Here is a 14,387-nt window from a genome sequence, read left to right as displayed (position 1 = left end):
CAATTTTCATTTAATCAAAAGTCACAAATTAATAGTAACAATTCGTTGTGACGTAACCATTGAACAATTTGAACCCGATGAAAAACATCGTACAAAAATTATTGCGATGTTTATATGTAGGAACCAACTTGAAAAAGAAGTTATGAAGGGGAGTTTTTCGGGGATTATTCTTTAGTAAGTAGGAAAAGTAATGAATAGGTGGGGGCCATGTCTCTCGGGCTTAGAATTTTAATTCCCCCCATAATTAAAATTTTACACATTGCTGAATACTGATAATAAGACGTTATGTAATATACTCTGTTCTTTTCTTAACTAATAGAAGAATAGTTGAATAAGCTCGTCAACAAAAAAAGGACATTCCTAGTATTACAAGAAATGTCCTTTCCACTAAATTATAGGATATTTTGCTAAAATTCAAACTCTAAAATTAGTTTACTGGTTTGACCTGTAAACTGATAATTATAGGACCCTCTCAGATTTTCTAAGTTACCAGTAGCTTTAATAATTGTTCCTGGGGAATCTAGATTTCCTTTATCAAATATTCCTTGCTCTATAGCTGTAAATGTCCCTTGTTGCCCCTTATAAATTCCTTCAAAGTGTAAAAATCCAGAAATTTTAGCAGTAGCCAAGTGACCATCATTTATATTTGAGTCTAAATAATATAATAAGTATTCAACAAAAGCTTTTCCTTTTAATTCACCATCAATATCATATTCAACATGGGCAATATTAATAGGAAAATCTTTTCTAGTATCATCAATTAGTTTTTCATCCCATTTACTTACTGTAAATGTTACTTCCATAAACGTAATCTCCCTCCAATTATATACTTTTAAAAAGTATCAATTCACAGTCATATCTCATAGGAGTGATTTTATTTATTGGGGTCCTTTCATGTCGCTATCAAGCTAACCAAAATAAAATACTCTCTAAAATGAAAAAACACGCTATTTTTTCTGTAGGATCAGGAAAATGGCTATACTTATTTAAAGTTTTCCTTTATTCCACGCCACTCTCTAAAATAGAGAAAGACCCATTTTCACAATCAATTTCTGCCATCGCACCGTAAGGTAAAATAAACTTCGGCTCGGTATGGCCAAAATTTAAATTATAAAGAATCGGCAAATCTTCTAAGTTATGTTCTTTCATAACTTGCAGTATTTCATGTTTATATTCTTCATAATACATTTCGTCTTTTGGTTTACCAAAGATGATACCCTTTGCTTTTTGAAGAATGCCTTGCGCTGCGTAATTTCGTAACCAATACTTTATATAGCTTGGTTCTGGATGGTCTTCAGAAGTTTCAAAGAAAATGATGGTATTCTCCCAATGTTTTTTCTCAGGCCAAAGTTCCGTTCCTTTTGCAAATTCCAATACTTCTATACAGCCACCAATTAAGCGTCCTTGTACGGTAGTAGAGCCTTGAAGTAGTTCATAGCCATTGTTTTGTTGCATCGTACGCCTTGTATCTTTATTTACCTCTATCCATTCTAAACGCTCACTTGTCCATTTAGGAGCTGGTTGAATCTCGCCAATTGTCTCATTTGAAAAGAGAGTCCGATTTACCATTTCAACTGTATATGGATCCATCTCTACATTTTCGGCAAAATCAGTTAAAATGGCTGGACCGTAAAAAGAGGAAACTCCTGCTTTATGACAAAACAAGTGTGAAACGGTAACGTCAGAGTACCCCATAAAAATTTTCGGATTTTCACGTATTACATTAAAATCTATATAAGGAAGTAAGCGGATGCTATCTTCACCGCCAATATTCGCAATAATTGCTTTCACGCGCGTATMTTTAAATGCTGTCATTAAATCTTCCGCACGAGCCTCTGGGTTGTTATAAATGAATTCGCTACCTTTTAAACTATTCGGCATTGGAACAACCGTAAGACCGAAAACTTCTTCTAATCTCTTTACTCCTTGTTCATAACGCCATCTTATCTCAGAATCGCCTGCGCCTCCCCATGAAGGACTTACTATTGCCACAATATCTCCTGCCTGTAATCTCTTTGGTTTCTTTAACATATTAACTCCGCTCCTACATAATGTAATGGACTACGATTATACAAACTGTAGTATTGAAAAATATGATGCATGACATTAGTTTCTTCATCATCAATCCGTTTACCTGCTGGTATTCAAGAATTTAGCACTCGTGTTGAATATAGGAATAATCGATTTATATTTGAAAATCACAGTATGCAACATTGCATAAGAAAGATGGTTGCTATTTTCTATAACCTGTAACTATAATAGTTACAGGTTGGTCGTATCCAATCAAAAAATAAGATTATCATGAATGGAGAGGTTACATATGGGTATGAAAAAAATAATTTTAGCAGGCGCTTTAGGGATCGCAGCATTATCAGGAACGAATTTACCAGGATTAGAAATATCAAAAGCGAGTGCCGCTTCTATTGAGTCGAATTTCTCGACGTTAGAAGGGCGAGTAATAGAAGTAGATAACGGTGTAATTGTCGTAAAATCTAAGCAATATGAGGAGCCTGTAAGTGTATATATAGATTCCCTTTCAAATGTGAAAGTAGGGGATGAGGTTAAAGCTACTGGATCTATGATGCGTAATTTTACGGAATATATGATTGCAAATACAGTTGAAAATACGTCAAATAAATTAGGTATGCACATGAAAGAAGATGGTTCTCCTGATTATGTAATTGGGGAAGTATCAAAAATAGGAACGATGGAATATGGGGGAGACGGTTCTACTAAATATGCCGTAGTTGAGTATCCATCGCTAAACGGAAAAAAAGATATTATTGATGTTTTCTTAACGAAGGGACAAGTATTTCATACAGGTGAGAAAGTAAAAATTGATATGAAGTATGTAGGATGGGGCGGAAGTTCTATTAACTGGAACACAACGGACAACATTGAAAAAGTTCATGAGGTAAAGAGCAACGCTGAAAATAATGATGATGTTTGGATTTGGTCTTAATTAGACGCTTGTAAATAACAAATGTATCATGCAGTACCCATCGAATCATCATATGTATGATAATTCGATGGGTACTTTTTTGTTTTATGTTTTTTTGAGAATAACGGATTTCCGATTAGAATATGATGTTAATACTGGAGCGAAGGTGAAAAAAACAATATGGAAAGAGGTGTTTAAGGGTGGAGCGAGATGAGGTTTATTTACGAGCTAAAAAAAGGGTAGAGAATTTACAAGCGTTTTATATTCATTTAACGGTTTATATACTAGTGAACTTAATGCTTTTTATTATAAATATAAGCTCTGATTCAAGTAAATTATGGTTTTTATATCCACTTGCAGGTTGGGGGATCGGTATCGTTATACACGGATTGACAACTTTTCCATTTGGGATATTCGGAAAAGAGTGGGAAGAACGAAAGATTAAAGAATATATGGAGAAAGATAAGTAAATTTATTTCTGGAATGTATGAATATAAATCTCTTTGATCAAATGTTTGATGCGAAGTCTATTCTATAGCTTCGCCTATTTGTTTTGTATTCGAAGTTTGTGCGAGTGAGTGTTCCTATTCATTTTTTTAGCATCAACTGCATGTGAAATCAAAACTTTACTTGTAGTACATAATAAATACAGTTGTTTTACTTTTTAAATTACATGTGGATATAGGATGAAGTTGAGTTATTACCCTATATTAAAATAAAAATAAACCACTGTTCGATTTGAATATTCCACGATATAATGGTGAGAGTTTATGACAGAATAAATATTTACATAAGAAGTGAGGTACTGTATGAAAAAAAGAACGACAGACATTATTTTTATTATTATTGGTGCATTTCTTTTTGCGTTAGGTGTGAATTTGTTTGTTATTCCGAACGAGTTTGGAGAAGGCGGAGTAACTGGTATCACGATTATTACGTACTATTTATTTGAATGGTCACCAGGCTTAGTTAACTTAATTTTAAATGCGATTTTGTTAATAGCTGGTTATAAATTTTTGAATAAGATTACAACAATTTATACGATTATCGCTGTAGTTACGAACTCGCTATTCCTTCATTTGACAGAAGGTTGGACGATTGCTTCGGATGAAATGCTTGTAAATGCCATTTTCGGAGGAATATTTATTGGGTGCGGGATTGGTCTTATTATTCGCGTTGGCGGAACAACAGCAGGTACTACCATCTTAGCAAGAATGACGCATAAATATTTAGGATGGAGCATTAGCTATGGTTTACTGTTCTTCGATTTAATTGTTGCGTTTTCATCTTATTTCATCATTGGTGCAGAAAAACTGATGATAACAATTATTATGCTATATGTAGCAACGAAAGTGATGGAGTTTGTAATTGAAGGTTTAAATCCGAAGAAAGCCATTACGATTATTTCTGATAACCCGAATGAAATTGCCGGGAAGGTGACTACCTTAATGGGCAGAGGGGTTACTGTGTACTCAGGTCATGGCTATTACACGAAAACTCCGAAGGAAATTCTTTATATTGTTATTAATAAGCAAGAAGTAGTGAAGCTAAAACGGATTGTTCAAACTACGGATCCGGCTGCATTCATCGCTATACACGATGTTCGTGACGTATTTGGAGAAGGATTCGTTGATATTTCTAAAGCATAGAAATTACTTTTCATTAAAATAATCTTAATACTAAAACGTAAGAATCTATTTTGAATAATCTTTTTTCAAAATAGATTCTTTTTATTTATCTTAAAATGTTGGTATGTTTTTCTTTTTCTTGCAAAAAATCCAATTGTTTCTTAAGGTAAGGATGTAGAAGGATGAACAAGAGAGGGTTTAATGAAGATGATACATATTTTATTAGCTGATGATGATAAACATATTAGAGAGTTATTGCATTACCATTTACAAAAAGAGGGCTTTAAAGTTTTTGAAGCGGAAGATGGAAAGGTAGCGCAAGGCGTATTAGAGAAAGAAAATATTCATCTTGCGATAGTAGACATTATGATGCCGTTTGTTGATGGCTATACGTTATGCGAAGAAATCCGGAAGTATCATGATATACCTGTTATTTTATTAACTGCAAAAGATCAGCTAGTCGATAAAGAAAAAGGATTCATTTCTGGTACGGACGATTATATTGTAAAACCATTTGAACCAGCTGAAGTAATTTTCCGTATGAAAGCTTTATTGCGCCGTTATCAAATGCTTAGTGCTGATATTATTACGCTGCACGGTACAACAATTGACCGAAAAGGGTTTGAAGTGAAGTGTAACGGTCAGACGATTTTGCTTCCATTAAAGGAATTTGAATTGTTATCACAACTTGCTAGTTATCCTGGAAGAACATTCTCGAGAGAAGAATTAATTGAATTAGTATGGGGAATGGATTTTGAAGGAGATGAACGAACAGTTGACGTTCATGTGAAGAGGCTACGAGATCGTTTCTCAAAACGAACAGATGACTTTCAAATTACGACAGTACGCGGACTCGGTTATAAGTTGGAGTTGAAATAAAATGAAATCACTATATTCTAGATTTGTTTTTATGACAGTCGGTATTATGCTTCTTAGTAGTATTATCGGTTTTTTATTAACGAACGTATATTATCAAGTGAAGTTAAAACCGTACAATAGTGAAAAGATTTTAATGTATGCTAAAGAAGTAAAATCATTATATGAAAAGCAAAGTGAAGAGAATAAAGAGGCATACTTACAGTCTATTGCGAAGTTAGGGTATGAAATTTATATTGTAGATGACGAAAATCATGGAAAGCGTATTGGGAATGCGTTTCGTAAGATAACAATTAGTGATGATACCGTTCATAAAGTATTGCAAGGTGAAACGTTTAATGGCGTTTCCACATATCCAACGCGCCTCTTTATTACAGGATTTTTTGATAATGAATTAATTAATAGTGTCGGTGTACCGCTAAAACACGATGATAAACAGTACGCTTTATTCATTCGCCCTGACATTCAGCAACAATTTGGTGAAATGAGAATTTTTCTAGCGGTATTACTTGGTTTCATCGTTGTATTAAGTATCATTTTTATAGCGATCGCAGCAGGTTATATCGTTCGTCCTATTCGAACATTTACGAAAGCGACTCAAAAGATTGCAAGTGGTGAATATGATATCGAATTAGATGAAAATCGAAAAGATGAAATTGGTACACTAGCGACTAATTTTCAAAAGATGACAAAGAGCATTAAAGAATTAGACCAAATGAGACAAGAGTTCGTTTCTAACGTTTCTCATGAATTCCAATCTCCACTTTCTTCGATACAAGGTTTTTCGAAAACATTACAATCGGAGAATATGAGTGAAGAGGAAAGAAAACGTTACTTGAAAATTATTGAGGGTGAAAGTAAGCGGATGTCTAGTTTATGTAAACAGTTACTTACGCTTGCTTCATTAGATAAAGAAGAGAAGGTTTTACAGATAAAAGAATTCAATCTGCAGAAGCAAATTAAAGACGTCATTTTTATGCTCGAATGGAAATGGCGTGAAAAAGATATAGCTGTTGAATTTGATGTACCGGACATATTTATAGAAGGTGATGAAAACCTACTACATCAAGTATGGAGTAATATTTTTACGAATAGCATTAAGTTTTCAAACGATGGCGGGACGATTGAATTTGTTGTAGAAGAATTAGAATCAGGTATTGTCATTTCTATATCAGATAACGGAATCGGTATGGGAAAAGAAGAAATGGATCGTATATTTGATCGTTTTTACAAAGTAGATACGGCAAGGGCAAGAAACATAGAAGGTAGTGGTTTAGGATTATCGATTGTACAGAAAATTGTTGAACTTCATAATGGAAACGTTTCGGTATATAGCACGAAAGGGGAAGGGACTACTGTTCAGGTGGAGCTTCCGAAATAGATGGAAAGGAAGAGGCTGTTTTTAGAACAGCCTCTTCTTATTTTTGTCAATTGGTCAATATATTATCACTTACGTGTAAAGTGATAAAAAGTTGTTTGAAAAAATGCGAGTCATTCTATTTCACAATTGGGTCAGTTTGTGGAATAAGATTAGCAGGAAGTTTATTTGAAAATGTAGAATCTCTACAGAGCTATAAGGATTTTATTGAAACTTTAACTATTTAGGGAGGCGATTACTTTGAAACGAATTGACTTGTTTTTAAACGGACTAGATTCCACATTCGATAAAGAGAGTTGGTATGCACCGTTTAAACATGCTATAGAAGGACTTACAGCCGAACAGGCTATCTGGAAACCATATGGAGAGGCAACTAAAACCATTTGGGAGAACGTTAATCATCTCATTTATTACAAAGAGAGACTTGCTGCAAACTTGGAAGACCGTAAATGGATACATAATCTCGACGGTGATGAAACCTTTTATCTTACCAATCAATCTAATGATGATAAGGAATGGAAGAAAGTCGTTGAACGTTGTGAAAATGCCCAACGTAATTTAAGACAGGCATTGAGTGCAATTTCCGAAAAAGAACTTGAGCAAAATTCACTTGAGGGGAAATTACTGGACATTATGCTTCATGATGCTTATCATACAGGTCAAATTATTCAATTAAGGAAAATGCAGGGGTCTTGGCCATCAAATCGATAATTGAACGTTTTAGTTGGTGCTATTGTTATATTTTTAGTGAGGTATTTTACATTCAAAATTAAATAACTATAATTATAACCCCGCCCAAAATTTAGAACGGGGTTAAATTTGTTCCTGCTATAAAGTCGCACCTTTCCCGCGCTCTACTTTAAACCGAACCCCAAAAGTATCCGCTGTAATTTCATCAGCTTTCGGCAATGAACGTAATTTCGGATGAAGTAGCCATACTATAGAAATAAATAAAATACCGATGCTAGCGAGCGCGAAAATGAGTTGGCTACTAAATACATTTGCGGTGTATCCACCAATTAAAGAACCGAATGGCATAGCAATTGTACCCATGCTTCGTGTGACTGAATTGATGCGTCCAAGATATTGATTTGGAATTAAAGTTTGACTAATTGTCGCAAATAATATGTTGGTCGCACCAATTGGTATCCAAGCTAAGCCGAATAAAAAAATTGATAACCATTGAAACGGTACAAACGTAGAGAGAAACCAAAAGAAAGCGCTAGTCGCAAAGCTAATAATGGAGACATGGCTAATATTATGTTTACCAACCCATGAACTGAATAGTGCTCCAATTAAACTACCGGCGGATATAGCGGCTAAAAAGAAACCGTATAATTTAACCCCTCCTAAAGAATCGGCGAAAGAAGGAAGTATCGCCATCGTCATACCGATTGAAAAATTAGCAACTACTGAACCGATTAAGAATACGCCCATTAGTGAACGGAAGACGATCGAAAAACCTTCTTTTAAATCAGTGAAATATTGTTTAGTTGATAGCGATGTATTGGTTTCTGCTTGCTTTGGCATTTTTAGTGAAAAGAACAAAAGGGCAGTAATCGCGAATGTAAAAGAGTCGATTACATATAAAGTGATTGCGCCAAGTAGTGCTACTAATATTCCAGAAAGAGTCGTACAAATTAAGTCAATGCCTTGATACGCAAATGAAAAGAGTGAATTTCCTTTTAATAATTGTGTTTTATGCAGTAGAAGTGGTAAAGCTTTTGATTGTGCGGGATAGGCGAATTGTTCGATAAAGGCTACGATGGGCATAATGATGAGTAGTAGTTGAACTGTTAATAGATCGAAGTAGTGTGTAATAGGAATGATTAATATAAGAATGCATTGCAGGACTTGTGTGATTACAAGGGTGTTTTTGATTGACCATCTATCAACGAAAGGACCGGTAAGAAATTGAAGTGCAGAAGGTAATAATGTAAGGAAACCAGCTAATCCAGAATAAAAAGGATTACCACTCAGCTCATATACGAGCCACATCGCTGCTACATAATACAAGCTATCTCCTATGTTTGTAAAAATTCTCCCTAAAAATAATAAGAGGAAATTCCGGTTTTTTAATATGTCCACTTTATCTACTCCTTTATAAAAAAATTATTCGGTAAAATAAATTTGACCGTTTATGTAAAAAAAAATCGCATTACGATTTTTCTTCTTTTTTTACAAACTGCTGCATTGTTCTCTCAGCGATTTGAAGTGCAGTAGTAGAAATATAATAAGCTTTACTATTTGGATCTTTATCCGCACTTTTTGTGATTTCGTTTAATTCAGCCATTAATTCATGAAACTTTTTCACCCACACTTGAAATTGTTCTGGCGTAGCATCAAATTCCCAGCAGGATGAAACGTAATTCCACTCAGCTGGGTCTTCACTTGCATTTCGTAATGTAAAAGATTCTTCTGGTGCAGCGAGAATATGGCTTTTCGTTCTTTCCGTCATTTGTAAAAAGATTTGGCGACCTGATTCGCTTAATATTTCTAAATGAGGTAATAGGTCCGCGGCAGGGGTAAATCCTTTAGCGACAGATTGATAAAACTTTTGAACGATGCCATTCTTTTCTTCTGTATATACGATTTCTATAAGGCCATTCTTCTCTAATTCTTTTAAATGATAATGAATTTTCGCCCTTGAAATGCCGAATTTCTCAGATAGCAGTTGTCCTGTATAAGGACGTTCGCATAGACGCATCATCATTTCGGCACGTAGTGGATCGCTTATTGCTTTTAGTTGGCTATAAGTAGTTAGTGTTAACACGGGCTTCAAAATGATCAACTCCTCAAATTAAATTACTCGGTCAAGATTATTTGACTGAATTGTATCAAGGATTTCATTTGTTTTCAATGCTTTCTGAAAATTTAATTTTTCTTCTGTAATCTTCTGTTCATATTCCGTTCATATTTCTTTTTTATGATAAGTGCATAGAAAGTAATAGGAAGGAGCGAGCGAAATGTTTTTAGCTCTGCGTGAATTAAAACAATCAAAATTAAGATATGGATTAATCGGACTTATTATGGTGTTATTATCATTTTTAGTCCTTGTTATTTCAGGATTAGCAAATGGACTATCATATGATAATGCTTCATCGATTCAAAATATGGAGGCAAATAAGTTCGTTTTAGCAGATGATGCGGAAAATAAATTACTTCGTTCACAAATTAAGAAAGATGATGTAGATAACGTAGTAAATCAAGTAGGCGAGAAAGAGGCCGTTCCGTTTCGTGTGAAAGTTTCAACGTATGAAAAGAAAGATAGTTCGAAAAAAGTTGATGTCGCTATTTTCTCAAGTGAACGTGATTCATTTTTAGAACCGAAAATTGTAAAAGGTGAGAAATTAGGTACAGCAAACAACGAAATGGTTGCTGATGAATCAATTAAAGAAAAAGGAATTGATATTGGGGATACAATTATTGATCCTGTTTCAAAGAAAGAATTTACAATCGTTGGATTTACGAAAGATCAAATGTTTAGCCATACACCAGTCGTTTATGTAAATGAAGACGTATGGGGTGCTATTTCACAACCAAACCAAAAAGATTATAGTGCAATTGCGCTTAATACAGATAAAGAAATTAAAAATGCACATGTTATCGACAAAAAAGAAGTACTGCAAAGTATTCCAGGATTTAAAGAAGAGCAAGGAACATTAACGATGATCATTGCGTTCTTACTTGTTATCGCTGCGTTACTGATCGGTGTATTCTTCTACGTAATTACATTGCAAAAAACACAGCAATTAGGTGTACTAAAAGCAATCGGTACGAAAAATTCTTATTTAGCAAATAGCTTAGTCGTGCAGGCGTTATTCTTATCAGTCGTTGCGATGATAATCAGTATTGTTCTTGTACAAGGATTAGAACAAATTTTACCAGCGGGTATGCCGTTCTTATTAACAACACCGATGATTGCACAATATGCAGCAATCTTTATCGTCATTAGTATTTTAGGAACACTTATTTCGTTATATCAAGTATTAAAAGTTGATGCATTAGAAGCAATTGGAGGCGGGATGTAATGACTTCATTATTAAAATTAGACAAAGTAAGTAAAGTGTACGGAGAAGGGAATACGGAAGTAACAGCCCTTCATCCGATGTCGCTTGATGTGAAAGCTGGAGAATTTATCGGAATCGTCGGTCCTTCTGGATCAGGGAAAAGTACGTTATTATCAATCGCAGGTGCTTTACTATCACCGTCAAAAGGGGATATTTACATTCGTGAGCAAAATATTACGAAGTTATCAGAAAAGGAAATGACAGACATTCGTTTGAAAAAAATCGGCTTCATTTTCCAGTTCGCAAATCTTGTTCCATATTTAAATGTAAAAGAACAATTGCTTTACATTGCAAAGTTAAAAAAAGACAACAAACAAGAATCGGAAAAGCGTGCGGATCACTTGCTAGCAGCATTTGGATTATCTGAAAGAAAAACTCATTATCCAAATCAACTATCGGGCGGGGAAAAACAAAGGGTAGCAATCACTCGTGCTTTCATGAACAACCCAGATTTAATATTAGCGGATGAACCAACGGCAAGCTTAGACTCAAAACGCGCACGTGAAGTCGTGGAAATGATGAAACGTGAAGTGAAAGAAAGTCAAAAAGCAGCAATTATGATTACACATGATGAAAGAATGCTTGATGTATGTGATCGTATATTGACGCTTAGAGATGGGCAGTTAATATAAAGAAAAAAGGCCAACCGTACATATATGTGCAGTTGGCCTTTGTATGATTATTTTAAAATAGATATAATGGCTTTATTTTGAGAATAACGTTTTAATTTTATTTCGTGTTACTAATAAAAGTCCACCTAAGACAGATAACATTCCTAAAGGCACGTTACTTGATTGCTCACTACCAGCGTTAGGAAGTTCTCTAGCATCGTTTTTCGCTGGAACAGTAGAAGGTGTAGTAGTAGTAGTGTTATTATTCACTGTCGTGTGTTTAGGTTGTGATACTTCATTAATTTTGTTATCTACATTTTGCTTCGTTGTATGTAACTCAGCTAATTTGTCATCAATTTTTTTCTCAGTATGTTTAAAATCGTTTATTTTAATATCTAAGTCTTGTTTTTTCTTTGTTAAATCGTCTGAAACAGTTTGTTTCGCTTGTTTCATTTCGTTTATTTTATTTAGTAAATCTTGTCTAGCTTCTTGTAACGCAGCTAATTTGTTTTTCACATCTTGTTTAGCTAGTTCTAAGTTAGATGAAAGACTATCTAAATTGCCTTTAATTTTCTTAAGTTCTTCTAATGTGTTACCTGTATTCGGTTTATTTTCTTTAATTTCAGCAAGTTTGTCCTCAGCAGTTTGTTTCGCTTTCTTTAACTCAGCTAATTTGTCATCTACCTGTTTTTTTACTTCCTTAAGTTCATTAACCTTTGCATCGATATTTTCTTTATGCTGCTTAATTTCATTCACTTTTTCATCAACAGTTTGTTTATGTTCTTTAATCTCATTAACCTTTTCATCAACAGTTTGCTTATGCTCTTTAATTTCAGCAACTTTTTCATCTACTTGCTTTTTATGCTCTTTAATTTCAGCGATTTTATCTTCGGCGATTTGTTTGTCTTGCTGAAGTTTTGCATCTAACTCTTGTTTATGTTGTTTCATCTCGCCAATTTTTTCATCTGCAACTTGTTTACGTTCATGTAGTTCATTAACCTTTGTATCAACATTTTCCTTAACTTGGTTAAGTTCATTTAATGTTTGATCCACATTTTCTTTGTGCTGCTGTAATTTCGCATCTAACTCTTGTCTATGTTGCTTAATTTCAGCTAAGCGATCTCCCGTACTTTGCTGGGGAGTAGCATCAGTTACTTCCGCATGAGTAGAGTTTGCGCCAGCAATCATTGCTAAAGCTAGTGTAGACGCAGCGATTGTTTGTTTTGTTTTCATATTTTTGTACCTCTTTTCTTTCATATGCATGAGCTGTTTTGTGTAAAATTGAGCATATAGAAGTAGATTATTTTATTATTATATACCATGTTCGGCGCTTAGAGGAAGTATTTGCATAATAATCTATGATTATGTGATTCTTATAGTCTCTTATTTTGGGATAGGGGACAAATCTTCAGCAAGATGAACAATTTCTTCTATAGTAGATTTTACATCTTTACTATCGCGAATAACAAACAAATAATCAGCCTCATTTTCTACAGGATCTACTACATCTTCATGTTGAGATTCAGCCTGTTGCCGAACGAGTACTTCTTTGAAACTGGAATAGTTACCTCTAAATATATTTATACTTCGCTTACTACGAGCTACTCTTTCATAAAGAATATCATCTGGAATGTCAAAACGAACGAATATACGTACATATTCCTCTTGCTTAAACAATTCATCCAGCAAATACATCCGGCCGTTTCGGCTTCTATTTGAGTTGCAAATGATAAGGTGTAAATTTGTATGTTCTTTTGCATAATCAACAATGAATTTCGAAAGAGCGTGCTTAAATGTATTAGGGCCTTCAGTTGGCTGTAATTTTTCATAATGCGTGTTAATAAATTCTGCTTGGTTATCTTGATCCATAACGAAAGAGTGGGGTAACTTTTTTTCTAGTTCTTTAGCAAATGTTGTTTTTCCACTGTGGGTTTTTCCTACTGTAATAATGACTAATCGTTTCATATTGGCCTCCATATGTATTGTTATAATCTGGAATGTTCGGTGTGAATCGACAATTTTCCTGCCGGAGAAAATACAAAGTGGCTGAGTAGTAATGGGCTGAAAATTTCACCAAAAAACTTATTTATCCAATAATTCCCTAATGTGAAAAGTGTGATGTTGTCCTAACTCAAATGAACTAAAAAATATTCTGTTTAGAAAGGGGGCGACAATGCTATCGTTATTGAAATATATTATGGAAATGTTCCTGGTGAAAAGGAGGTTTAGAACAAATATTAAAAATAGCTGTTAATAATAAAAAGGTAGGAAACATATACCCTTTATTGTTAAGTACAGCCTTTCATAATCTATGTTGAATCAATTGGAAAATTCATGGGAAAGTGTTATGGTTTATTTGGGAGCTGCACATTATTTATGTTCAGTAAAAAAGGGGGATTAAAGTGGGGGCTAAAATTTTTAACGGCAGGCATATAGCCAATAGCAAGGATCAAGAATTTGTTGTTTTTATTATTGGTATGCGTATTAATAACCTATTAAAATTTTGGAAGTGGATACCAGTTTTTAATGCTATGGGACCTATGATTAAAGAATTGTATCAAAATCCACAATGGGGTTTCTTACATACAGAATTCTTATTTAGTTGGAGAAAAGTAATCCTAATTCAATACTGGAAGGGATTCGACGAATTAGTAAACTATGCTCACGGAAAAAATCATTCATATGCTTGGAAATCCTACAATAATAAGATTAAAGATAATGGGAGTGTCGGTGTTTTTCACGAAACCTATCAAATAGAAAAAGGTGCTTCTGAAGCAATCTATGTTAATATGCCAAAAACAGGTTTATCTAGAGCTACCGAACACATACCGGTATCTCAAGATACTAATACTGCTCAAAAAAGAATGAATAAATAATTCGGAA

The 14,387-nt window shown here is 34.2% G+C and carries 15 protein-coding genes and 1 pseudogene; 10 read left to right on the top strand and 6 right to left on the bottom strand.

What is annotated here, in order from left to right:
• Window positions 1–37: 37 nt before the first annotated feature.
• Window positions 38–175, top strand: a pseudogene (locus AC1DS7_RS13825) (enoyl-CoA hydratase); the annotation flags it as partial.
• Between the two features lie 232 nt (window positions 176–407).
• Here AC1DS7_RS13825 and AC1DS7_RS13820 read toward each other — a convergent pair.
• On the bottom strand, window positions 408–803 hold the full coding sequence (locus tag AC1DS7_RS13820; protein WP_000454079.1) for a DUF3224 domain-containing protein: 396 nt from the start codon (window positions 801–803) through the stop codon (window positions 408–410).
• A gap of 196 nt (window positions 804–999) precedes the next feature.
• The gene (locus AC1DS7_RS13815) at window positions 1,000–2,031 is read right to left on the bottom strand and encodes a S66 family peptidase (RefSeq protein WP_476999054.1); all 1,032 of its coding nucleotides are present in this window, start codon (window positions 2,029–2,031) and stop codon (window positions 1,000–1,002) included.
• Window positions 2,032–2,320: 289 nt separating this feature from the next.
• On the opposite strand from AC1DS7_RS13815, the gene AC1DS7_RS13810 reads away from it, so the two are divergent.
• The 6 genes from AC1DS7_RS13810 to AC1DS7_RS13785 all read left to right on the top strand — a co-directional run bounded on the left by AC1DS7_RS13810 (window position 2,321) and on the right by AC1DS7_RS13785 (window position 7,534).
• Window positions 2,321–2,962, top strand: a complete 642-nt coding sequence (locus AC1DS7_RS13810; protein WP_016101048.1) for a F0F1 ATP synthase subunit alpha — start codon at window positions 2,321–2,323, stop codon at window positions 2,960–2,962.
• A gap of 179 nt (window positions 2,963–3,141) precedes the next feature.
• Window positions 3,142–3,411 (top strand): 2TM domain-containing protein, encoded by a 270-nt coding sequence (locus AC1DS7_RS13805; protein WP_000438998.1) that lies wholly within the window; start codon window positions 3,142–3,144, stop codon window positions 3,409–3,411.
• Window positions 3,412–3,750: 339 nt separating this feature from the next.
• Complete coding sequence (locus AC1DS7_RS13800) at window positions 3,751–4,590, top strand: YitT family protein (RefSeq protein WP_000747487.1); 840 nt, start codon at window positions 3,751–3,753, stop codon at window positions 4,588–4,590.
• Between the two features lie 180 nt (window positions 4,591–4,770).
• A complete protein-coding gene (locus AC1DS7_RS13795; RefSeq protein ID WP_000781971.1) occupies window positions 4,771–5,448 on the top strand; it encodes a response regulator transcription factor in 678 nt (225 codons plus the stop codon).
• Between the two features lies 1 nt (window position 5,449).
• Window positions 5,450–6,826 (top strand): sensor histidine kinase, encoded by a 1,377-nt coding sequence (locus AC1DS7_RS13790; protein WP_016101049.1) that lies wholly within the window; start codon window positions 5,450–5,452, stop codon window positions 6,824–6,826.
• A gap of 237 nt (window positions 6,827–7,063) precedes the next feature.
• Window positions 7,064–7,534 (top strand): DinB family protein, encoded by a 471-nt coding sequence (locus AC1DS7_RS13785; protein ID WP_016101050.1) that lies wholly within the window; start codon window positions 7,064–7,066, stop codon window positions 7,532–7,534.
• A 117-nt stretch (window positions 7,535–7,651) separates the two neighbouring features.
• Here the strand turns inward: AC1DS7_RS13785 and AC1DS7_RS13780 are convergent, their stop codons facing one another.
• Window positions 7,652–8,911, bottom strand: coding sequence for an MFS transporter (locus tag AC1DS7_RS13780; RefSeq protein WP_016101051.1), 1,260 nt, complete (start codon window positions 8,909–8,911; stop codon window positions 7,652–7,654).
• A gap of 70 nt (window positions 8,912–8,981) precedes the next feature.
• Window positions 8,982–9,605, bottom strand: coding sequence for an ArsR/SmtB family transcription factor (locus tag AC1DS7_RS13775; RefSeq protein WP_016101052.1), 624 nt, complete (start codon window positions 9,603–9,605; stop codon window positions 8,982–8,984).
• Window positions 9,606–9,789: 184 nt separating this feature from the next.
• On the opposite strand from AC1DS7_RS13775, the gene AC1DS7_RS13770 reads away from it, so the two are divergent.
• A complete protein-coding gene (locus AC1DS7_RS13770; protein WP_016101053.1) occupies window positions 9,790–10,854 on the top strand; it encodes an ABC transporter permease in 1,065 nt (354 codons plus the stop codon).
• Window positions 10,854–11,525, top strand: a complete 672-nt coding sequence (locus AC1DS7_RS13765) for an ABC transporter ATP-binding protein (RefSeq protein ID WP_012261244.1) — start codon at window positions 10,854–10,856, stop codon at window positions 11,523–11,525. Before AC1DS7_RS13770 ends, AC1DS7_RS13765 begins: the two co-directional genes overlap by 1 nt.
• A gap of 72 nt (window positions 11,526–11,597) precedes the next feature.
• Here AC1DS7_RS13765 and AC1DS7_RS13760 read toward each other — a convergent pair whose 3' ends face one another.
• Together AC1DS7_RS13760 and AC1DS7_RS13755 are read right to left on the bottom strand one after the other, a co-directional pair.
• A complete protein-coding gene (locus tag AC1DS7_RS13760; RefSeq protein WP_016101054.1) occupies window positions 11,598–12,737 on the bottom strand; it encodes an LPXTG cell wall anchor domain-containing protein in 1,140 nt (379 codons plus the stop codon).
• Window positions 12,738–12,887: 150 nt separating this feature from the next.
• Window positions 12,888–13,481, bottom strand: a complete 594-nt coding sequence (locus tag AC1DS7_RS13755; RefSeq protein ID WP_195743467.1) for an AAA family ATPase — start codon at window positions 13,479–13,481, stop codon at window positions 12,888–12,890.
• Window positions 13,482–13,906: 425 nt separating this feature from the next.
• On the opposite strand from AC1DS7_RS13755, the gene AC1DS7_RS13750 reads away from it, so the two are divergent.
• Window positions 13,907–14,380, top strand: coding sequence for a DUF4188 domain-containing protein (locus AC1DS7_RS13750; RefSeq protein ID WP_002128099.1), 474 nt, complete (start codon window positions 13,907–13,909; stop codon window positions 14,378–14,380).
• Window positions 14,381–14,387 lie beyond the last annotated feature (7 nt).

The sequence above is a fragment of the Bacillus sp. P4_E1 genome, assembly GCF_056401715.1.
Note: the sequence above shows the minus strand (reverse complement) of the source record. Positions and strands in the feature narration are given on the sequence as shown.

Excerpts from the sequence above, each read along its gene's own strand:
- AC1DS7_RS13765 (WP_012261244.1), top strand. The coding sequence starts at position 10,854 with ATGACTTCATTATTAAAATTAGACAAAGTAAGTAAAGTGTACGGAGAA.
- AC1DS7_RS13770 (WP_016101053.1), top strand. The coding sequence starts at position 9,790 with ATGTTTTTAGCTCTGCGTGAATTAAAACAATCAAAATTAAGATATGGA.
- AC1DS7_RS13755 (WP_195743467.1), bottom strand. The coding sequence starts at position 13,481 with ATGGAGGCCAATATGAAACGATTAGTCATTATTACAGTAGGAAAAACC.
- AC1DS7_RS13760 (WP_016101054.1), bottom strand. The coding sequence starts at position 12,737 with ATGAAAACAAAACAAACAATCGCTGCGTCTACACTAGCTTTAGCAATG.
- AC1DS7_RS13790 (WP_016101049.1), top strand. The coding sequence starts at position 5,450 with ATGAAATCACTATATTCTAGATTTGTTTTTATGACAGTCGGTATTATG.
- AC1DS7_RS13795 (WP_000781971.1), top strand. The coding sequence starts at position 4,771 with ATGAAGATGATACATATTTTATTAGCTGATGATGATAAACATATTAGA.
- AC1DS7_RS13800 (WP_000747487.1), top strand. The coding sequence starts at position 3,751 with ATGAAAAAAAGAACGACAGACATTATTTTTATTATTATTGGTGCATTT.
- AC1DS7_RS13810 (WP_016101048.1), top strand. The coding sequence starts at position 2,321 with ATGGGTATGAAAAAAATAATTTTAGCAGGCGCTTTAGGGATCGCAGCA.
- AC1DS7_RS13820 (WP_000454079.1), bottom strand. The coding sequence starts at position 803 with ATGGAAGTAACATTTACAGTAAGTAAATGGGATGAAAAACTAATTGAT.